This window comes from Nonomuraea sp. NPDC026600, from assembly GCF_040638335.1.
Lineage (GTDB): Bacteria > Actinomycetota > Actinomycetes > Streptosporangiales > Streptosporangiaceae > Nonomuraea.
On record NZ_JBEZYD010000077.1, the window covers coordinates 1 to 19112 of the forward strand.

A 19112-nucleotide genomic window follows, 5' to 3' on the forward strand; every position below is an offset into this window, starting at 1 on the left:
CAGCCGCGCTGGTTGTCGACCGGAACCGAGGCGCCCGTCGTCAGATCGAAGGCGGCGCCCTTGGCGTCGTGCTTGAGGAAGCCCAGCTTCTCCATCCGGTCGGGGAAGGCCAGCCACCAGCCGGAGGTTCCCTATGCCTATCCCTCCCTGCGAAAATCCAGGTCGGCGGCTACTCTGACGCCCTGCACCGGCCGGTCGAAGCCGCGGCCGCGTACGCGGCCGGGCTGAACCCGAAGGATCCCGGCTTCGCGGCGGAGGCCTCCCAGTGGGTCAACCTGCTCCAGCTCGACGAGGACAACGGGATGATCTTCGGAGACGGAGGCATCCTGATCTTGGGCATCCGCCGGGACCGGCTCGCCGCCCGTGACTTCAGCCAGATCTTCCCCTACGTCCAAGGGCACTGACTCACTCTCGACGAGCAACGCCGTCCTTGTTACGCCGGAGCGGGTTCCTGATTGTCGTCTCCCAGCGGACCGAAGCGCCACTCGCCTTCGCCGAGCAACTCGAGTTCGTGGGTGTGGTGCTGCTCGACCGTCGAGCGGTGGCTGACGCTGACGACGATGGTGTCGGGCAGCTCCGACCGCACCAGTTGATAGAGAACGAACTCCAGCTCCTCGTCCAACGCCGAGGTCGACTCGTCGAGGAAGACCACCTTCGGCCTCGTCAACAGAATCCGGGCGAACGCGATCCGCTGCTGTTCGCCCGGGGAAAGTACCTTGGCCCAGTCCTGCACCTCGTCGAGCCGGTCCACGAGGTGCGACAGTGCGACTTTTCGCAGTGTGCTGCGCAGGGTCTCGTCATCGACGGTGCCTTCTTTTCCGGGGTACGTGACGACAGCCCGCAGGTCGCCCAGCGGTACGTAGGGCAGCTGCGACAGGAACATCGTCTCGTTGGGTCCGCACGGTCGGGTCAGCGTGCCGGTGGTGAACGGCCACAACTCGGCGAGGCTGCGCAACAGCGTGGTCTTGCCGCTGCCGGACGGCCCGGTGACGACCAAGGTGTCACCCACGTCGAGCCGCATGTCGAGCGGATTGATCAACTGCCGTCCATCGGGGGTGCGGACCTCGACGGCCTCGAGCTGAACCGTCCCGTCGTCGCAGGGCAGCGTCGTCACCTCGGGCAGCGCCCTGGCCTCCTCGTTGGCGACGACCAGGCCGTGAAGCCGGATGATCGCCGCCCGGTACCCGGCGAAGGCGTCGTAGGCGTTCCGGAAGAACGAGAGGCCGTTCTGGATCTCATCGAACGCCGATGCCGACTGGGTGAGATCGCCGAGGCGGATCTCGCCGGCGAACAGCCGTGGCGCCTGCAGGACATAGGGGAGGGGCACGATGCTCTGGCTGATCGAGTAGTTCCAGGCGTTGAAGGCGATGGTCCTGTTCAGATACCGCTTGTAGTTGCCGACGACGGGGGCGAACAGGCGCCGCAGCCCTGAGCGCTCCGCGAGCTCGCCGCGGTAGAACGCGACCGCCTCCGCCGCATCGCGCAGGCGTACCAGGGCGTAACGGAACGCCGCGTTGAACTTCTCATTTCGGAAGGCCAGCCAGATGATCGGCTTGCCGATCCAGAAGGCGATGACGGAGGCGATGAGGACGTAGACCAGCCCGATCCAGAACATCGCCCTGGGGATCTCGCCCCCGAAGAGGGAAATCGTGCCCGAGAGATTCCACAGGATCGCCGTGAACGACACGATCGAGGTGACCGCGGAGATCGCGCCGAACAACAGCGTGCTGGCCGTCCCTCCGTTGCTCGGAAGGTTGGGCAGAGGTCCGAATCCGGCGGTGACCAGGTCGATGTCGGACTGAATACGCTGGTCCGGGTTGTCGATGGTGTCGTCGATGAATCGCGACCGGTAGTAGGCCTTACCGTCGAGCCAGTCTCCGGTCAGCCTGTCGGTGAGCCAGACGCGCCAGGCCAGCACGAACCGCTGGAGCAGGAACAGATCCAGCAGCAGCCGGGCGATGTGTATCGCCGCCAGGACGCAGAAGATCCACAGGGACATCCAGAAGCCGTGTTCGCCGGAGTCTTTCACCGGAGTGTTGTTGACGGCGATGCCCTGAACCGCGACTTGGAGGCTGGACGGCATGTCGTTGCCCTGGTAGCTGAACAGCACGTTCAACCGGACGCCGGCCACCACCGACACCAGCAAGGCGCCGAGCCAGAGCCAGACCTTGACGCTTCCCGGACCGGTGAAGTGCGCGCCGGTGATGCGCCAGAACTGCCTGCCCCACGTCGTGCAGAGGCCGATCAGCACGAGGACCACCAACGTGCAGACCGCGGCGATCGCCCAGGCTTCGGCGATCCACAGAAGCGATGTCCAGACCTCAGAGCCCCAGTCGAGCGTCGGGGTGAACAACTCCATTCCGGAAACGTATAGGCACAGAGTGTGACGAGCGCCCTGAAGAACTCGACTCGCGGGAGGGAGTCGTCCGAGTCGAGATCGAGGTCGAAGAACGTCACGCCGGGTTGCCTGACATGGCACCGATCCAGGTGGCCGGAAAATCAGTCGCCTCCGGGTACGCCCTGCGGCAGCATGGTCACGGGCGGTTGCCGGGGTTCGGGAGGGGCGGATGGCTGTGCTCGGATCAGTTCAGGGTTCCGGAGGCGCTTCATCCGTACGAAAGTCGGCGGTCCTGCTCGCGCTGCGTCACTACTGCAGTGAGCTGGTGCGCCAGTGGCGCGTCGCGGTGCCCGCGCTGATGATGCCCGCGCTCGGGAACATCTGCCTGTTCTACCTGGCGCCGCTGGCGGTAGCCGGCATTGTGGGGCAGCTGTCCGCCGGCGGCGACGGCTCCGTCGGCGCGCTCCTGCCGTACGTGCTCAGCTTCGCCGGGTTGCTGCTGGCCGGTGAGGCGCTGTGGCGGATCGGGCTGCATTTCCTGAACCGTACGGACGCCCGCGGCATCGAGCACCTCGGCGTGGCGGGCATGGACGAGTTGCTGACCAAGGACACCGCGTTCTTCCACAACAACTTCGCCGGGTCGCTGACCAAACGGGTGCTGGGGTTCTCCGCCAGATTTGAGGACTTCGTCGACACGCTGACCTTTTCCATCATGGCCAAGGTGGTGCCGATCGCCTTCGCATCGGTGGTGCTGTGGGCTTATCACCCGCTGCTGGTCTTCGTTCTGGTGGGCCTCATCATCGTCACGGGCTGCGTCGTCGCGCCGCTCATCCGCCGCCGCCAGTCGCTGGTCGACAAGCGTGAGGCCGCCAAGGTGCGGGTCTCCGGCCACGTCGCCGACGTCCTGGCGAACATGGACACCGTACGCGCGTTCGCCGCCGAGGACCGCGAGGCCGCCGAGCACCGTGTCAGGGTCGCCGAGCAGCAGAACCTGTCGCTGCGCTCCTGGGACTACGGCAACCTGCGCGTGGACACCGTGGTCGCCCCCATATCGATCTTCACCAGTGCCCTCGGCCTGCTGCTGGCTGTCACGCTCCGGGGCGGTCTGGGCGTGGAGGCCATCGTGGTGACGTTCACCTATTACTCGAACACGATCAGCGTCATGTTCGAGTTCAACCAGATATACCGGCGCATCGAGAGCGTGCTCACCGAAGCCGCCCAGTTCACCGAGCTGCTGCTCGTACCGCCGAGTGTGGTCGATCCGGCCGACCCGCAGCCGCTGCGCCCGGCGGACGCGAGCATCCGCTTCGACCGGGTGAAGTTCGGGTACGCCGGCGGTACGCCCCTGTTCGAGCGCCTGGACCTGGACATCCCCAGCGGCACCAAGATCGGACTGGTCGGCCAGTCCGGCGGCGGCAAGAGCACGCTCACCCGGCTGTTGCTGCGCCTCATGGACGTCGACGGTGGCCGGATCCTGATCGGCGGCCAGGACATCTCCCGTCTGCGGCAGGCCGACCTGCGCGGTCTCATCGCGTACGTGCCTCAGGAGCCGGCCATGTTCCACCGATCGGTGCGGGACAACATCGCCTTCGCCCGGCCGGGCGCCACCGACGTGGAGATCATGCGGGCCGCGCGGGCGGCGCACGTCACGGAGTTCGTCGAGTCGCTGCCGAAGGGATTCGACACTCTGGTCGGCGAGCGTGGCGTCAAGCTGTCCGGCGGCCAGCGGCAACGGGTCGCCCTCGCCCGCGCCATTCTGCGCGACGCCCCGATTCTGCTGCTGGACGAGGCGACCAGCGCCCTGGACTCGGAAAGCGAGATCCTCGTCCAGGAAGCGTTGTGGGAGCTGATGCAGGACCGTACCGCGCTCGTGGTCGCCCACCGCCTGAGCACCGTCGTCCGCATGGACCGGCTCGTCGTACTGAACCGGGGCGAGATCGTGGAGCAGGGCACCCACGGCGAGCTGCTTGAGTCCGAGGGCCCCTACGCCCGGCTCTGGCATCACCAGTCCGGCGGCTTCCTGGTGCAGGACGACACTCCGGACGCGCTCCACCGATGAGGACCTCCAGCCGTGTCACCGCCCGAGCTGGTGAGCGACAATCGCATTGCGGTCCTCCCCGATTCTGCGGTATTGATCGCCCATGTCGTTGATAAGGGTGATCAGCGCAGTCGCCGACCTGCTCGACAAGACCTCCCGGATGCGGATGGGAAAGGCGTGGGAGGACCCCGCGCTGGACCTGGCCTTGCCACAGGTGAAGGCAGGACGATTGCCCCACGGGCTGGAACTGATCAAGCAAGCCCGCGGGAACAACGAACTGCGGGCGCTGCGCGTCGAGAAGCTGGCCGAGGCCGCCGCCGCGCACACCGGCGCGCTGTCGCGGCAGGCGCAGGACGACCCTGACGCCCTGCTCTGGCTCGGCGCCGCGCGCATCAAGCACGCCTGGGACATTCGCGGCGGTTCCTTCGCCAAGTACGTCAGAGCGAACCGGTTCCAGAGCTTTTGGCAGGTGCTGGCGGAGGCCGAGGCTCCCCTCCGGCAGGCGGCGCAGGCGCTGCCCGAGGACCCCGTGCCCTGGGGCCATTTGCAGTGGCACGCCATCGGCATGTCATCCGGCCGGGACGAGCTCGACACCATCTGGAAGGAGCTGACCGCTCGCGATCCGCACCTGTACGCCGGGCACCATGGCCGCGCCCAGGCCCTGTGCGCGAAGTGGTACGGCTCGCATCGAGAGCTTCTCGCCTTCGCCCACGAAAGCGTGGCCTCCGCACCGCCCGGCGATCCGGTGACCGCCATACTGGCCCTGGCGCACTTCGAGATCGCGTGGAGTAAGAACGGCGACTCCGACCGCTCCGCTCAGGACGGTCTGGAAGCGTACTTCGGCGACTCGGACGTGGCGGGCGCGCTGAGCCGGGCGGCCGACAAGTGGCGCGACGACCCCCGGCCGCACCCGCGTTCCCTGGAGGCCGCCCATCTGTTCGGCGCCGCCTTCTACTTCGGCGGGCACCTGCGCCGCGCGCAGGGATTCCTGGGTGAGACGGGCAGGCGGGTGCCGGAGATCCTGCCGTGGGCGGCCGCGTCCATCACCCCGGGCCGCCGCTACGCCCGCGCGGTACGCGACCTCGGCCTCACATAGCCGTCGCCGCTGTTGCCAGGGTGCCGGCTTCCCGGCGGGGCCGCCGGGAAGCCGGGCTCAGTTGCCCACGCCGAGGTTGGACATGAACGCGGACGGGTATCGGTCGCCGCGCGCCGCGCCAGGCGGCACCGCCTTCCCGATCTCGGCGAGGTCGTCCGCAGTGAGGTTCAGCTCCATCGCGGGCAGCGCCTCGGCCAGCCGCTCGCGGGTACGGGCGCCGACCAGCGGCACGATGTCCGCGCCCTGTGCGGCCACCCAGGCGATGGCCAACTGGGCTACGGTGCACCCCTTCGCTTCGGCGACCCGGCGCAGAGCCTCCACGAGGGCGAGGTTGTGTTCCACGTTCCCGCTCGAGAACCGCGGGCTGAAGCCGCGGCTGTCGCCGGGGCCGGCGGTGCGGTCGGCGGACCAGTGCCCGGAGATGAGGCCGCGGGCGAGGACACCGTACGCGGTCAGGCCGATGCCGAGCTCCCGCAGAGTGGGCAGGATGTCCGCCTCCACCGCGCGGGAGATCAGCGAGTACTCGATCTGCAGGTCGGCGACCGGGTGCACGGAGTGCGCCCGGCGGATCGTCGCCGCGTCGACCTCCGAGAGGCCGAGGTGCCGCACGTGCCCGGCGTCGACCAGCTCCTTGATCGCGCCCACCGTCTCCTCGATGGGGACCGCCGGATCCAGCCGGGCGGGACGGTAGGTGTCGATATGGTCGGTGCCCAGCCGGGTCAGCGAGTAGGCCAGAAAGTTCTTCACCGCCTCGGGACGGCCGTCATACCCGCCGAACCCGGCGCCTGGCCCCCGCAGCATGCCGAACTTGACGCTCAGCTTGTAGCTGTCCCGATCCCGGCCGCGCAGCGCTTCGGCGAGCAGCAACTCGTTGTGGCCCATGGCGTAGAAGTCGCCGGTGTCGATCAGCGTGACGCCGGCCTCCAGCGCGGCGTGCACGGTGGCGATACTCTCCGCGCGGTCGGCCTCGCCGTAGACGCCCGACATGCTCATCGCACCCAGGCCCAGCGCGGAAACGGCCGGGCCGGTGCTGCCCAGGGTTCGTATCTGCATCGCGTTCTCCTTCGTCGTCATCTGTCGCCCACTTTGAACCCCTGCCGCGACGTTCGGGAGCGGAGCGTTCATCGTGGGAGAGCCGCTCCCTGGATCGGCTCGCCCGCCGCGAGGGACCATGGGGGCATGCAACGTGACCAGCTCGCCGACTTCCTGCGCCGCCGCCGCGAGGCGATCCGTCCGGCCGAGGTGGGCATCGCCGACGGTCCCCGCCGCCGCACCGCCGGTCTGCGCCGGGAAGAGGTGGCCATGCTGGCCGGCATGTCGGTGGACTACGTCGTACGCCTTGAGCAGGGCCGCAGCAGTCAGCCCTCGACGCAGCTGCTCGGCGCGCTGGCCCGGGCGTTGCGCCTGTCCGATGACGAGCGCGACCATCTGTTCCACCTGGCCGGCCACCGGCCCCCGCCCGCCGCCGGGGTGGCCCGCCTCGCCCGCGCCGGCCTGATGCGCCTGCTCGACCTGCTCGGCGACACCCCGGCCATGGTGCTGTCCGACCTGGGCGAGGTCCTCGCCCAGAACCGGGCGGCCGTCCTGCTGGCGGGCGACCACACCGGCTTCTCCGGCGACAGGCGCTACGTCGTATACCGCTGGTTCACCGACCCCGCCGCCCGCGCCGTCTGCCCGCCCGAGGAGCAGGAGCATCGGGCCCGTCAGCTCGTGGCCGACCTGCGCGCGGCCGCCGGCCGCCGGTCCGGCGATCCTGCGTTCGCCGGACTCGTCGACCGGTTGCGGGCCGCGAGCGGCGACTTCCGCCGGCTCTGGGCTGAGCACGAGGTGGCGGTCCGGCGCGTCGACCGCAAGACCATGCTGCACCCGCGGGTGGGCCGCCTGCTGATGGACTGCGAGACCCTGGTCACTCCCGACCAGGGCCAGCAACTGGTGGTGCTGACCCCGGCGGACGCCGAGGCCCGCGAGCGGCTGGAACTGCTGCGGGTGATCGGCATCGAGGAGTTCGTCACGGGTGCCACGGGCGGGATCGAACGTTAGGCGGCGAAGCCTCGATCAGGAAGCGAATCCGAAGGTCGCAGGAGGGTCAGGCAGACCCCATTGCTGGTCGGCGTGGAGGTGGCAGTCCCAGATCACGAGTGGGGTGCCGTTGGCGGTGCTGCCGTTGTTGGCCAGGCCGACACATTTGGCGGTGCTGGCGGCGAAGCTGCGGATGGAATAGAGGTTGGCGCCCAAGGCCGAGAACCTCCATTGCTGGTCGGCGTGGAGGTGGCAGTCCCAGATCACGAGCGGGGTGCCGTTGGCCGTGCTGCCGTTGTTGGCCAGACCGACGCACTTGCCACTGCCGGCGAGTGTGCGGATGGAGCGGTCGTTGTTGCCCTGCCAGATCTGGTCGGCATGGAAATGACAGTCCCAGATCACGAGTGGGGTGCCGTTGGCGGTGCTGCCGTTGTTGGCCAGGCCGATGCACTTGGAGATGCCGGCGTTGCTGCGTATAGCGGTCGAGGAAAGAGACTTCGCCTGGGCCGCGGCCGGGAAACCGAGGGCCATGGCGAACATGACCAGGACGGTTAACACGCGGCGCTGGAAGCCGATCTGATGACGCATGCGTTCTCCTTTTGAACGGTGACGGTTCTCCTCTGAAGGCGTTCCATCGCCGTTCCACGACGAGTTCGTCCCGACACCGGCTACGGAAAGGATAAGAGCGCACCCAGGGTCACCATCAGCTGAGCCGCGGAGACGACGGCCCAGGCGATCCACCGCCGGGATCCGGTCACGGCGATCACCGTAACGCGGAGGGGTTGACGGGACGTTGGCCGCGACCATGGTCCTCCGCCCCAGGTCAAAGGGGGTCGGGGGATCGTGACCGGCAATGAGGGGGCAGCGTGGGCTAGGCGTCGTCGGCCATCGGGCTGAACTGGATGCCGGCCAGCCTCCACGCCGCCTCCTGCTTCACCCAGACCTGCGACACCCGCACCCGCAGCGCCACCGCCCGGCCGTGCGAGGTCGCCTTGTTGCTCTGCACGTTGCGGACGATCGCCGTGTCGCCGTACATCCGGACGTCAAGCTGGCTGGTGTCCAGGGCGTGGTACTGGAACTGGGCGTGGCGGCCGATCCACTGGTCCTTGTCGAGCACGTATCCCTTGGGGCCGATTGATTGGAAGTCGTCGGCCAGCAGTTCGCGCAGGCGTTCGGCGTCCGCGGCCAGCTCGGCCGCGTCGAATTGCCGCTGAAGGTCTAAGACTGTCTCTTTCTCCGTGTTCTCCATAAGGGCCGAGCATAGGCGTGAAATTGCAGAGTGGGAAAGGGGGATTCGTCAGTTGCCGTGCGCCACCTACGGTTCAAAAGATTTCGCTATCAGCGCGCAGTGAAATGTCCGGTGAATGTCCGGTCAATGGCCTGTACGGCAACTGGCCCGAACCCTAGAGTCGAGAGGACATCTAACGGTTGACGATGGGAATGGGCGTTCTCTCACGGGTCTAGATCGAAAGGAAAGGCGATGACTCTGCACATCAAGAAAATGGCCGTCGGGCTGGGCGCGGCGTTCGCGCTGATCGCGGGAGGGATCGCGAGCGCGGCCCCGGTGTCGGCGGAGTCCACGGCCGACTTGGCGCTCGTCGTGAGCTGCACGAACTCACCCGCCCCTGGGGGCTCCTGGCTGAAAGCCACCTACTCCCAGCCCAACGCGTGCCTGAATTGCCGGGCCGCGGGAGGCGTCTATGAGGCGACCGGGGACTACCGCGCCTACTGCAGGAACATCCGCGACGGAAGCAGCAGCGTCGTCGCCGTCCAGCTCTGGCTCTTCTGCGTGGTGTGCAGGAACGAGGAGCCGGCCGCGGGCCGGGCTCTGACCTCCTGAGGCCACGACGTGGCGCGCTGACCAGCCCGTAGCGCGGTGATCAGGAGGCCGGCCGGTCGCCGTCGAGTGCGGAACGCAGCACGCCGACCACGATGGCGAGCTCGGACAGCAGCCCGGACACAGTGGTACGGTCGCCGCCGTTGATCGACACCATGCGCAGCTCATCCGGCTTGGGGAGCTTCGCCATGATCTCGGGCAGCAGGCCGATCAGCTTGGCGTGCAGGCTGGCCGGGGTCTGCTGGTTGTCGATGTCGGCCCGCAGCCGCGTGCGCTCCACGTCGAGCAGGGCCCGCTCGTGGTCGGACTGGGTCTGGGAGCGGGCCAGATCCAGCGTGCCGTCGAGCTCGAGGCGCTTCAGCTCCTGCTCCCGCTCGACCCGGAGCCGGCCGGTCTCGGCCTCCTCGGCGTGACGTTCGCGTTCCATCCGCAGCGCGTGCCGGGTGGTCTCGGTCTCCAGTTCCGCCACCGCCCTGGAGTCGTCGTGCTTTCGCTGGGTACGCCGCAGCCGCTCGGCCACCTCGGTGTCGAACTGCCACGCCTCGTTGCGGGCCCGCAGTTCGGCGAGCTCCCGCTCGTACTCCAGGCGCTGGGTCTCCTTGAGCCGCTCGGTCGCCATCTCGCGCTGGGCGACGGCCTCCTCGGACTGCAGTTCGGCCAGCCGGGCGATCTGTCCCTGTTCGGCCCGGTAGGGCTTCTGCAGGTTCTCCCAGAGCCGCGACGAGCTGACGACGGCCTCCTTGATCTGGACGGTGACGATGCGCAGGCCGAGCCCCTGGTCGCTGTCCGCCGCGCCCTCGGCCACCGCGCGCAGCCGGGCGGTCAGCTCCTCGATGATGGGCTGCTTGTCGCTGAGCACGTCGCGGACGCCCATGGTCGCGACCTTGTCCTTGATGGCCGCCTCCGCCTGCTCGCGCAGTTGGAGGTTGACCAGCCTCATCGGGTCCTGGGGGTCGCCGAAGTCCAGTTTGCGGTAGGCGATGGGGAAGGTGTGGATGATCCACTGAACGTACCCCTGCACCAAGACGCCTTGTAGTTCGCGGCAGATGCTGTACGCGTTGATCAGGATGGTTTGGGTGGCGCCCGGAACTACCAGGAAAGAGTCCGTGGCCGGGTTGAAGCGGAATGAGACGCCTAATCCGATGTGCAGGGGCTCTTCGCGGCCGCGGCGGGTGTGTACGACGAAGGCGTTCGGCGGGACGAGGACGTTCTTCCAGCGCCAGAAGCCGGTGATCCGGACATCCACCGGCCCCGGTGTCAGCCTGTCCGGTGCCGAGCCCAGAGCCCGCTCGCGTTTGGCCAGCGGGCCCGCCGCGGGCATCGGCTCACCGAGGGCGGAGCTGCGGCGCGCCCGCAGATCGTCCTCGAGTACCGCCTGCTGTGCGACCACCTGTTCCAGATAGGCGTTGCCTCTGTCAGCGGTGCTCATCGTCCACTCCGCCCCATTTCACGACTGCCGATGAGTCTCGTCTACGCCGCCGAATCACCGCAACCGAAATGCGCCCGCTGACTGGTGTGTCCAACAAGGTGCCCATGATCGGGTACCTGGCGCAGGGCGGACGGGCTGGGGCCTGCGAAGCATCGCGGCGACGAGCCGGCGGAGTGGGCATGGCCCGGCAGGGTAGGGGAGCTTGGGGAAAGGAGCCGGGATGTGGCGACGTGGCCACGTGGAGATCATCCATGTGCGTACCAACCTCGGCCTGGTGCCCGGCGTCGAGCAACTTGGTGGCGCGCTGCTTGACGAAGGCCTGGCCAAAGCTCTCGACGCGACCGTCGGGCCGGTGGTGGAGGCTCCCCCGTACTCGCGGGATCGCACGCATCCGAGCCGGCTGCTCAACGCCGAGGCCATGGCCCAGGTCGCACTGCGCCAGGCCGTCGCGGTAGGAGACGTGCTCGACGCGGGCCGCTTTCCCCTCGTGCTCGGTGGGGACGACAGCGTCATCTTCGGCAGCCTGCTGGCGTTGCGCCGCAGGGGCGCCCATGGCCTGGTGTTCCTCGACGCGCACACCGACTTCTACCCGCCCGAGGACTCCCCGACCGGTGAAGCGTCAGACTCCGAGCTGTATCTCGCCTTCGGTCACGGCGCCGACCTGATCGCCGGCCTGGACGGCTCGAAGCCGCTGGTCGCCGACCGCGCCGCAGCGCTGATCGGCCACCGCGACCCCGACGAGCAGCGGGACACCGGCGCCGCGCTGAGCGCCACTGACGCCCTGGTCGTCTCCCTCAGGGAGATGCGCGAGACGGGAGTGGAAGCCACAGCGAGGCGGGCGCTCGCCCACCTGGACGGCGCGGGCGTCGACAGGTTCCTCCTGCACGTCGATGCCGACGTGCTCGACGACGCCCTCATGCCGGCGGTGGACTACCGTCTGCCGGACGGGTTCGGCAGACGGGAGTTCGCCGTGCTGGCGGGGACGCTGCTGGCCGATGAGCGGGCCGCGGCCCTCGACGTGACGATCTACAATCCCACGCTCGATCCCGGTGGCGAAGCGCGGCGCAACCTCACCGGCTGCCTGCTCGACGCGTTCGCCCACGCGGAAGCCCTCACCTGCTGAGCCGCATCATGCGTCAAGTGGCGAAGACATTGGCGAAGAAGCCGATCGCGGCGAACACCACCGCCAAAATCACCGCCCAGATCAGGGTCAGCCCCAGAAGGGAGAGCGCGAAAGTATGCGCCCCCGCGATGACGGCCGTAACAAGGAAAGCACCAAGGTCGGAAACGAGCTCTTCCCAGGACTTGAAAACCAAAAAGCTGGCAATGAGGCCGGTCAGTATGGTTAAGGCCACCACTCCGGTCGCACTCCAGAAACCGGGTGACGAAGAGCTGGCTTCTGGCTTCTGGATATCCGTATTTGGGACATACTGCGTGACCGTAACCAGGGGAGTGGCTCTCGAGCCTCCAGCGGCGGCTTCCTTGTCGTGCTCGAAGGCGAAGACGGCCACGACCGCGCCGACAATCGCCACGACAAGGGCTAGAACGGCGGCAACTTCAGCGTAGACAGTAAGCCGTCGCGGCTTAGCGGGTTCGTCCGCCATGTTCGTCCTCACAACGGGGGAGCGACTCGGGGTTAACACTCTAACGAGACGCTCGGTGGCGGAGCCGTCACGGCCGCCAGGACGAACCCTGGCAACCCACCGTACGAGACCGCGACTGAGGCTCCATACGCGAACCTTCCGTAACAGGATCCTCGCTCCCAGGGTGCCTCCCTGCCCCGCAGGCGGCACCAGCGGGGTAGACGTCGCCAAGTGGCTGTCCCGGCACGGAGTCGCCGTGCTTGAGGCCGAGATTCGGCCGGATGCGGTCGTCTTTGCCGACGGTGCGGTGCGTGGTCACGTCCCCGTGACGGCGACGTGCCGCAGGACAGCCATCCGCGGTCGGCCGACGTGGGTCTGAGGCCGGGGGTGTCCTGGCTCGCCGGGAATCGCCATGCGGCTCATGATGGCGCATCGGGCGGCGATCCGGGCGTACGCAATTTTGCTAATGTGCGGAAACTTCATGGGCATGCATTCTTGGTGCTGTCGCCGAAATCGGCGACAGACACCCCAGGAGGATTCCATGAAGTCGACCAGCCGGATCAAGAAGATCTCCGTCCGCCGTACCGGTGACGTGCGTCTCACGAGCGCCGCCTGCTCCTGCCCTTACCCGGCCAGCAACTGACGCTCGAATAACGGATAACGGGGGGCCGTGCGCTCCGGTGCACGGCCCCGTCTTTTCCTACGGAGAATGTCCATGGGTGACGTCGCGGTTGCTTTTCACGAGTTGAGTTTCGTCCCCGAGGGGGACGAGGTGGTGGTCGGCAGGGTCGATGCCGATTCGTACGCGGTCCTGCCCGCCGACGGCGCCGCCCTGCTGCGCGAGATGGCCGGGGGCGTGCCTCCCGAACGCGCCGCGCGCTGGTACGAGGACACCTACGGCGAGCCCGTCGACATCGAGGAGTTCCTGGAGACCCTGCATGAACTGGGGTTCGTGCGCACCTCGGTCGCACCGGAGCAGGCCGGGACCGGGCGTCTCCCGTTGCGGTGGCTCGGCCGGGCCGTGTTCTCCCCGCTCGCCTGGATCGTCTACGCCGCGGTGTTCGCCTTCGCGGTGCTGGCCATGGTCGGCGATCCAGCGCTCGCGCCGCGCCCCGGGCACATCTTCTTCACCGATTCGCTGCTCGTCGTGCAGCTCGGGATAACGTTCGGGCAGTTACCGCTGATATTTTTTCACGAAGCATTTCACACGCTGGCCGGCCGGCGACTCGGACTGCGCAGCCGGCTCGGCGTCAGCAACAGATATCTGTACATCGTTTTCGAAACGCGCATGAACGGGCTGTTGAGCGTTCCGCGGGAAAAAAGATATTTGCCGTTCCTGGCCGGGATGGCGTGCGACGTGGTGGTGTTCGCGATTCTCGAACTGGTCGCGGACGCCACCCGGCGACCGGACGGCGATTTCTCGCTGATCGGCCGGATCGCGCTGGCATTCGCGTACACCGTGGTGATGCGCTTCGCCTGGCAGTTCCAGCTCTACATGCGCACCGACCTCTACTACGTCTTCGCCACCGCGCTCAACTGCCACGACCTGCACGAGGCCAGCACGGCGTTGCTGCGCAACCGCGTCTGGCGGCTGCTCGGCCGGACTCGGCGGCTCGTCGACGAGCAGCAGTGGACCGAGCACGACCGCCGAGTGGGCCGATGGTACGGCCCCTTCATCGTGCTCGGCGTCACCGTCATGCTGCTGATCGCCGTGCTCGGCTCCGCGCCCGTTGTCGTGCAGTACGTCCAGACCGCGGCGCACGGCATGCGGCAGGGGCCGCTGCATCCGGCGTTCTGGGACGGGGTGCTGGGGCTGGCACTCGTGGCCACCGCGTTCGTCCTTCCGGCCTACCTGGCCCGGCGCAAGCGCAGGCGCCCGGTCTCCGTCACCACCGAGGAAGTGAGCTGACATGCGTCACCTGTGGATCGTCGGCGACCGCCGGGCCGACCGGCTGCGCGCCGCCGCCGCGTACGGACCCGGGATCGTCGCCGGGTGCCATCGGCGGCTGCGCGGTCCCTACACCGGGGTCGACACGGTGCTGCACGCGGTGCTTCCCGAGGCGTTCGCGCGGTGGCCGGAGCTGGTCGAGCGGCATCGGATCGCTTTGCTGTACGGCATTCCCGAGCTGGCCGAGGTGATCGGCGCGGGGCCGAGGCAGTTGGCGTTCACCGGGCCGTTCGAGCAGCGGACCCGGTTCTACGGGGCACAGATGATCCGGTGCATGAATCAGGGGATCGTGACGTTCCTGACCGAGTACGCGCGGGTGGCCCACGCACCTTTGGTGGTGGTCTTCGACGACCTGCACGCGGCTGAGGAGACCACGCAGGAGCTGGTCGCGTTGCTGCTGCGGCGGGGGGATCCGGCGGCTCTGCGCGTGGTGGCCGGCGGCCGGCGCGACGGTCTCAGCGGTCAGCTTTCGACGGCGCTGACGCGTTACTCCGACATGATCGCCGCCGTGCCCTCGTCCTCTTCGGCGGGGAAACCGGCTGATAGCGGGAGTGCCGACGAGCTGGTCCGGGCGTTCGTGGTGGCCGACGGGGTCGGCGACGATCCGGCGGAGATCGCCGCGTACGAGGCCGCGGACGCGGGGCTGCGATGCGAGCTGCACGACCGGCGGGCCGCCGAGCTGGCCCCGGGCGCCGGTTACGGGCTCAGGATGGGGGCGATCCCCTATCACCTCGAACGCGGAGGCGACCCCGGCGGGCGTGGACGGGAGGCGCTGGCCGACGCGCTGCGGCTCAGCGCCGAGATCGGGTTCTCGGCCGCGACCGTCGACTTCGGCCTGCTCGGCAGGGAGGTGACCGACCCGGACGCCTGCCCGGACGATTTCCGGCTGTTCACCTCGTTGGCGGCGAACGCGCTGGTGCCCCTGGACCGTCCCGACGAGGCGTACGCGCTGTACATGGACCTGCGCACCCGCTACACCGACGCGCGTGCCCACATGATCACCAGTTACGGCATCGCCATGCTGTACACGAGGTTCTTCACGCCCCGCGACCACGAGACCGCACTCGCCTGGCAGAACAACGCGGTCGCGATCTCCGCCCTGCTGCCCGACCCCATAGAACGCACCACGCGCCAGGTGTTCAACGACAACGCGCTCGCGCTGATCGAGATGCACCGCGGCAACCTCGAACGCGGGCTGGAACTGATCGAGGCGGGCATCGCCCGTCTGGACCAGGAGTTGACGCCCGGCGACTGGGTGGTGCATCGCTCCCAGCTCCTCTACAACAAGACCCGGCTGCTGGGCGCGCTCGGGCGGCACGAGGAGGCCTACGAGGGCTTCACGAAGCTGATCGAGATGGACCCGTACTACACCGACTACCTCAGCGAGCGCGCCAGGATCTCCCGCCGCCGCGGCGACCTGGCGGCCGCGCTGGACGATTACGACCGCGCGGTCGCCATGGCGCCGCCGTACCCCGAGCTCTACTACAACAGGGGGACCTGCCGGGCGGAGGCGGGGGACGTCTCCGAAGCGCTGGCGGACTTCGGCTACGTGCTGGAGATGGAGCCTGATGACGTGCCCACCCTGTTCAGGCGGGCGGAGCTGCTGTTCGACACCGGCGATCTGACGGCGGCCGAGGCTGATGTGACGGCAGGGCTGGCGGTACGGCCAGGCGACGCCGAACTGCTGTGCCTGCAGGGGATGATCGCGCTGGAGCGCGGTGAGGCGGAGCGGGCGGCGGATCGTCTGGACGCGGCGCTGGTGGCCGCGCCCGACTACGCGGCGGCGCTGGTCAACCGGGCGGTGGCCAGGTTCGGGCTCGGCCGTCCCGACGGGGCCGTTGAGGACCTGACGCGGGCGTTGGAGCTGCTCGGGGACGATCCGGATCTGCTGCTGAACCGCGGCCTCGCGCACGAGGCGGCGGGCCGGCCCCGGCAGGCGGTGGACGACTTCGACGCGGCCCTGTCCCTGCCCGGCGCCGACACGGCGGAGCTGGAGCCCGCCCGCGAACGCTGCGGCAGACTCCTGGCCGGGGTGTGACCGATGCCCCCTCCCTTCGAGCCACACGGCCGGCGTGCCAACCTTCGTGAGGCACTTGTCCCGAGAGATCGCTTCCGCGATGCGCTCGCCACCGTCGCCACAGCCGTGTCGGTGGTCGCGACGTTCGACGAGGGCGGGCGTCCGCGGATGGTGACCATCGGGTCGCTCTGCTCGCTCTCGCTCGCCCCCCCGCTCGTGCTGTTCTGCCTGGCCAAGGATGCGGGGTCGCACGCGGTGTTCTGCTCGGCGGCGCGCTTCGCGGTCACCGTGCTGGCTGAGGACCAGGCCGACGTGGCGCGCCGCTGCGCGGGTCCACGCCAGGCGCGTACGGCCGTGCCGTACGCGCTGATGGACGAACTGCCCGTGGTGCCCGGAGCGCTGGCCCATCTGTCGTGCTCCGTGCACGCGCTGGTGGCAGGCGGTGACCACACGATCGTCATCGGCCTGGTGCGGCGAGCGGCCGTGTACGGGGGGTCTCCGCTGCTGTACCACCAGCGCGACTTCCGCGGACTCGGCGCCCCAGGGGGGCTCGTGGCGGACACCGCGTCGGGATTCATGAAGGGCGCCCCGGGGGGATGCGGGGACGCGGCTTCACGGGGGTTCGGGGAGGACTCCTCAAGGGGGTTCAGGGACGACGCCTCAAGGGGGTTCGGGGAGGACGCCTCAAGGGGGTTCGGGGACGAGGCCGAACCGCTGCGCGAGGAGTATGGCGTTGACCCGGTCGCTGATGCCGAGCTTGCGGTATAACCGCTCCTGGTGCTTGGTCACCGTGCGTGGTGACAACCCCAGGCGCCTGGCGATCGCGGTCGGGCTGAGCCCCTCGCAGAGCAGCCGCAGAACGTCCTGCTCGCGGGGCGTCAGCCTGGCTTGAGCCGCCCGTTCCCGCCGTACCCGCGCGATCGCGGCATGCGGCTCGGTGAGCGGACCCGTCAGTTTCTCCAGCGCGTCCAGTTGCGGGCTTTCGAGACCTTCGGCCCTTGCCTCGATCAGCTCCGCCAGCCGTACGGCGGGGGAGTTGGGCGTGGGCGTCCAGTGCCATACCCCCTCGCGACAGGCGAGGACTCCCAACTCGCGGCCGATTCTGACCAGTTCGCCGGCCAGCGTGCGGTCCCCCTGGGAAGCGTCCCAGAGCAGTCGCAGAGTGTCCGGGTCGACGATGCCCCCGAGTAGCGCCGCGATGCGCTCGTCGGATCGCTCTGGCGGATCGCCGCCGGCTCGAACGCGCGCTGTGGACGACCCCGAGTCGTGATGCACCTGCATCTCCTCATGCTCGAGTTGCTCCTTTCGTTGCCCGCCTGATGAGGCGTTCTATCGAGTTCCATTCGTCATGAATAGGGGGCGGGATGCGTACCCGGCATTTCGGTCCCTTGGGTTTGGCGGACGCCGTCCGAGACCATGCGGTACGGCAGCGCGTCGCCGCAGCCAGCGCCCGCCGTACGCCATCGGCGGCGGGGTGCCGTCAATTCCGGAAAGGCGATATGCCGTCGATTACAGAGATGACTCTTGACGATTACACATGGACGTGACTTGTGATTACAGAGGTGCGCATGCTGTCCGGATATTTCGGACATACGGCTGGCCGGTAAATGTCCGGTCGCTGACCTGTTTCTCGCACTCCGCACATGAGAGCGTGAGGTGCCCAGCAAAAGGGCCACTTCGGGGAGCTGTGTTCTCGCTCGCAGGCAGGAGCTCACGCCTGCGAGCAATGCGGGGAATCTGCGGAGCATTCACCGATCGGCACGGCCTCGCCGGTCAGCGCGAAAAGCGCCACGAACGTCTCGCGCGATGCGGCGCTGAAATCGGCTACGGCGCGCTCGACTGAGGCACGCGCCACGCGGGCCACGCCATGCGTATTGGTCCTGGTAATGGATCACCTCAACCGATGAAGGAGCAAGTATGCGCATGCCTACTTCACGCCTGCGTAAGTTATCCATGGGTTTGGTCGCGGCGGCCATGATCCTCCCGATCCTCGCCGCCCTGCCCGCCGCCGCCGAGGTCGCCGAGCCGGAGAGCGGCGTTCAACAGATCGGCCCGGGCCAGTATTTCCCCGACAGCAAGATCTTCGAAGTGAGCGAGACCGACGTGGCGGCCGGATCGATCGGCCGCAGGCACCGGGTGGCCGCCGTGGACGGTGGCCTGGCCCGTCCGGAGACCGTCAGCCGCACCGACCTGGCGGTATATGGCCCTGGCTGGCAGGCCGAGTTCCTCGGCGGGACCACCGGCCGCTCGCTGAGCGTTCAGGGCGACACGATCACGGTCACCGAGAACGGTCTGCCAGGCTCCATCCGCTACGACCTCAAGAGCAGCGTCTCGTTCCCGGCCGGTGGAGGCGTCCGTAAGTTCGAGGCGGCCGACGGTTCCAAGCTCAGCGAGACGACCCGCTGGGACTCGACGGCTGGTGCGATGCGTAGCACGGTCGCCGAGACGCCCGCCCTGGACCTCGGCGCGCCCGCCGACGGCACCGCCACCAGCTCGGCCGACTACGCCCTCACCTACACCTGGGCCCAGGTGAACGCCACCGACCCGGCTTCCTGGCGGGTGACGGGCGTGGGCGACATCGCGTACGGCACCTCATCCATCAGCTACAGTCCGGCGGCATTGACGGCACCCAGGCTTATCCCAGGCAGTACTCGTTCGCCATGGCCTGGCTCTGGTATACCCGCGACGGCTGCTCGTCGTGGGTCGCGCACTATGTCGACGATCACGGAATTCCCCTGCTGTGAGGGGTTTCCGATCAGGTAATTCCCCTGGCGCTTCACGGTTCTCCCCTGGAGGAGGACGTGGGC

Annotated in this window: 17 protein-coding genes; 10 read left to right on the forward strand and 7 right to left on the reverse strand. The window is 68.4% G+C overall.

Features of this window, described 5'->3' with window-relative positions; translation table 11 throughout:
• On the forward strand, positions 1–404 hold a 404-nt coding region (locus tag AB0F17_RS65370; protein ID WP_358047437.1), incomplete at its 5' end, for a DUF1963 domain-containing protein.
• Positions 405–433: 29 nt separating this feature from the next.
• On the opposite strand, the gene AB0F17_RS65375 is transcribed toward AB0F17_RS65370, so the two are convergent.
• The gene (locus AB0F17_RS65375; protein WP_358047440.1) at positions 434–2359 is read right to left on the reverse strand and encodes an ABC transporter ATP-binding protein/permease; all 1926 of its coding nucleotides are present in this window, start codon (positions 2357–2359) and stop codon (positions 434–436) included.
• Between the two features lie 208 nt (positions 2360–2567).
• Here AB0F17_RS65375 and AB0F17_RS65380 point away from each other — a divergent pair, with 208 nt between their 5' ends.
• On the forward strand, positions 2568–4397 hold the full coding sequence (locus tag AB0F17_RS65380; protein WP_358047443.1) for an ABC transporter ATP-binding protein: 1830 nt from the start codon (positions 2568–2570) through the stop codon (positions 4395–4397).
• 82 nt (positions 4398–4479) lie between these two features.
• A complete protein-coding gene (locus AB0F17_RS65385) occupies positions 4480–5472 on the forward strand; it encodes a hypothetical protein (RefSeq protein WP_358047446.1) in 993 nt (330 codons plus the stop codon).
• Between the two features lie 57 nt (positions 5473–5529).
• On the opposite strand, the gene AB0F17_RS65390 is transcribed toward AB0F17_RS65385, so the two are convergent.
• The gene (locus tag AB0F17_RS65390; protein WP_358047449.1) at positions 5530–6525 is read right to left on the reverse strand and encodes an aldo/keto reductase; all 996 of its coding nucleotides are present in this window, start codon (positions 6523–6525) and stop codon (positions 5530–5532) included.
• Between the two features lie 126 nt (positions 6526–6651).
• Here AB0F17_RS65390 and AB0F17_RS65395 point away from each other — a divergent pair, with 126 nt between their 5' ends.
• On the forward strand, positions 6652–7512 hold the full coding sequence (locus AB0F17_RS65395; RefSeq protein ID WP_358047452.1) for a helix-turn-helix transcriptional regulator: 861 nt from the start codon (positions 6652–6654) through the stop codon (positions 7510–7512).
• A 15-nt stretch (positions 7513–7527) separates the two neighbouring features.
• Here AB0F17_RS65395 and AB0F17_RS65400 read toward each other — a convergent pair whose 3' ends face one another.
• Together AB0F17_RS65400 and AB0F17_RS65405 are read right to left on the reverse strand one after the other, a co-directional pair.
• Positions 7528–8079 carry an RICIN domain-containing protein gene (locus AB0F17_RS65400; RefSeq protein ID WP_358047455.1) on the reverse strand — a complete coding sequence of 184 codons (552 nt, stop codon included), beginning with the start codon at positions 8077–8079 and terminating at the stop codon, positions 7528–7530.
• Between the two features lie 283 nt (positions 8080–8362).
• Positions 8363–8740 carry a nuclear transport factor 2 family protein gene (locus tag AB0F17_RS65405; protein WP_358047458.1) on the reverse strand — a complete coding sequence of 126 codons (378 nt, stop codon included), beginning with the start codon at positions 8738–8740 and terminating at the stop codon, positions 8363–8365.
• Positions 8741–8971: 231 nt separating this feature from the next.
• Here AB0F17_RS65405 and AB0F17_RS65410 point away from each other — a divergent pair, with 231 nt between their 5' ends.
• Positions 8972–9331 (forward strand): hypothetical protein, encoded by a 360-nt coding sequence (locus AB0F17_RS65410; RefSeq protein ID WP_358047461.1) that lies wholly within the window; start codon positions 8972–8974, stop codon positions 9329–9331.
• 40 nt (positions 9332–9371) lie between these two features.
• Here AB0F17_RS65410 and AB0F17_RS65415 read toward each other — a convergent pair whose 3' ends face one another.
• Positions 9372–10757: an SPFH domain-containing protein gene (locus AB0F17_RS65415; RefSeq protein WP_358047464.1), complete on the reverse strand. Its 1386-nt coding sequence runs from the start codon at positions 10755–10757 to the stop codon at positions 9372–9374.
• 220 nt (positions 10758–10977) lie between these two features.
• Here AB0F17_RS65415 and AB0F17_RS65420 point away from each other — a divergent pair, with 220 nt between their 5' ends.
• A complete protein-coding gene (locus tag AB0F17_RS65420; protein ID WP_358047467.1) occupies positions 10978–11880 on the forward strand; it encodes an arginase family protein in 903 nt (300 codons plus the stop codon).
• Between the two features lie 13 nt (positions 11881–11893).
• Here AB0F17_RS65420 and AB0F17_RS65425 read toward each other — a convergent pair whose 3' ends face one another.
• Entirely contained in the window at positions 11894–12361 is a 468-nt protein-coding gene (locus tag AB0F17_RS65425) for a hypothetical protein (RefSeq protein WP_358047470.1), read from the reverse strand.
• Positions 12362–13055: 694 nt separating this feature from the next.
• On the opposite strand from AB0F17_RS65425, the gene AB0F17_RS65430 reads away from it, so the two are divergent.
• The 3 genes from AB0F17_RS65430 to AB0F17_RS65440 are packed head-to-tail and all read left to right on the forward strand — an operon-like array spanning position 13056 to position 17073.
• The gene (locus AB0F17_RS65430) at positions 13056–14249 is read left to right on the forward strand and encodes a hypothetical protein (protein WP_358047473.1); all 1194 of its coding nucleotides are present in this window, start codon (positions 13056–13058) and stop codon (positions 14247–14249) included.
• A 1-nt stretch (position 14250) separates the two neighbouring features.
• The gene (locus AB0F17_RS65435; protein WP_358047476.1) at positions 14251–16326 is read left to right on the forward strand and encodes a tetratricopeptide repeat protein; all 2076 of its coding nucleotides are present in this window, start codon (positions 14251–14253) and stop codon (positions 16324–16326) included.
• A 3-nt stretch (positions 16327–16329) separates the two neighbouring features.
• A complete protein-coding gene (locus AB0F17_RS65440) occupies positions 16330–17073 on the forward strand; it encodes a flavin reductase family protein (protein ID WP_358047479.1) in 744 nt (247 codons plus the stop codon).
• Here the strand turns inward: AB0F17_RS65440 and AB0F17_RS65445 are convergent.
• Entirely contained in the window at positions 16990–17580 is a 591-nt protein-coding gene (locus AB0F17_RS65445) for a LuxR C-terminal-related transcriptional regulator (protein WP_358047481.1), read from the reverse strand. The genes AB0F17_RS65440 and AB0F17_RS65445 overlap by 84 nt on opposite strands.
• Before the next feature lie 648 nt (positions 17581–18228).
• On the opposite strand from AB0F17_RS65445, the gene AB0F17_RS65450 reads away from it, so the two are divergent.
• A complete protein-coding gene (locus AB0F17_RS65450; protein ID WP_358047484.1) occupies positions 18229–19068 on the forward strand; it encodes a hypothetical protein in 840 nt (279 codons plus the stop codon).
• Positions 19069–19112 lie beyond the last annotated feature (44 nt).

What these genes read in the sequence shown, in the direction of transcription:
- AB0F17_RS65435 (WP_358047476.1), top strand. Translation starts at nt 14,251, where the DNA reads ATGCGTCACCTGTGGATCGTCGGCGACCGCCGGGCCGACCGGCTGCGC.
- AB0F17_RS65405 (WP_358047458.1), bottom strand. Translation starts at nt 8,740, where the DNA reads ATGGAGAACACGGAGAAAGAGACAGTCTTAGACCTTCAGCGGCAATTC.
- AB0F17_RS65415 (WP_358047464.1), bottom strand. Translation starts at nt 10,757, where the DNA reads ATGAGCACCGCTGACAGAGGCAACGCCTATCTGGAACAGGTGGTCGCA.
- AB0F17_RS65385 (WP_358047446.1), top strand. Translation starts at nt 4,480, where the DNA reads ATGTCGTTGATAAGGGTGATCAGCGCAGTCGCCGACCTGCTCGACAAG.
- AB0F17_RS65400 (WP_358047455.1), bottom strand. Translation starts at nt 8,079, where the DNA reads ATGCGTCATCAGATCGGCTTCCAGCGCCGCGTGTTAACCGTCCTGGTC.
- AB0F17_RS65430 (WP_358047473.1), top strand. Translation starts at nt 13,056, where the DNA reads ATGGGTGACGTCGCGGTTGCTTTTCACGAGTTGAGTTTCGTCCCCGAG.
- AB0F17_RS65420 (WP_358047467.1), top strand. Translation starts at nt 10,978, where the DNA reads ATGTGGCGACGTGGCCACGTGGAGATCATCCATGTGCGTACCAACCTC.
- AB0F17_RS65425 (WP_358047470.1), bottom strand. Translation starts at nt 12,361, where the DNA reads ATGGCGGACGAACCCGCTAAGCCGCGACGGCTTACTGTCTACGCTGAA.
- AB0F17_RS65450 (WP_358047484.1), top strand. Translation starts at nt 18,229, where the DNA reads ATGCCTACTTCACGCCTGCGTAAGTTATCCATGGGTTTGGTCGCGGCG.
- AB0F17_RS65410 (WP_358047461.1), top strand. Translation starts at nt 8,972, where the DNA reads ATGACTCTGCACATCAAGAAAATGGCCGTCGGGCTGGGCGCGGCGTTC.
- AB0F17_RS65375 (WP_358047440.1), bottom strand. Translation starts at nt 2,359, where the DNA reads ATGGAGTTGTTCACCCCGACGCTCGACTGGGGCTCTGAGGTCTGGACA.
- AB0F17_RS65390 (WP_358047449.1), bottom strand. Translation starts at nt 6,525, where the DNA reads ATGCAGATACGAACCCTGGGCAGCACCGGCCCGGCCGTTTCCGCGCTG.
- AB0F17_RS65380 (WP_358047443.1), top strand. Translation starts at nt 2,568, where the DNA reads ATGGCTGTGCTCGGATCAGTTCAGGGTTCCGGAGGCGCTTCATCCGTA.
- AB0F17_RS65395 (WP_358047452.1), top strand. Translation starts at nt 6,652, where the DNA reads ATGCAACGTGACCAGCTCGCCGACTTCCTGCGCCGCCGCCGCGAGGCG.
- AB0F17_RS65440 (WP_358047479.1), top strand. Translation starts at nt 16,330, where the DNA reads ATGCCCCCTCCCTTCGAGCCACACGGCCGGCGTGCCAACCTTCGTGAG.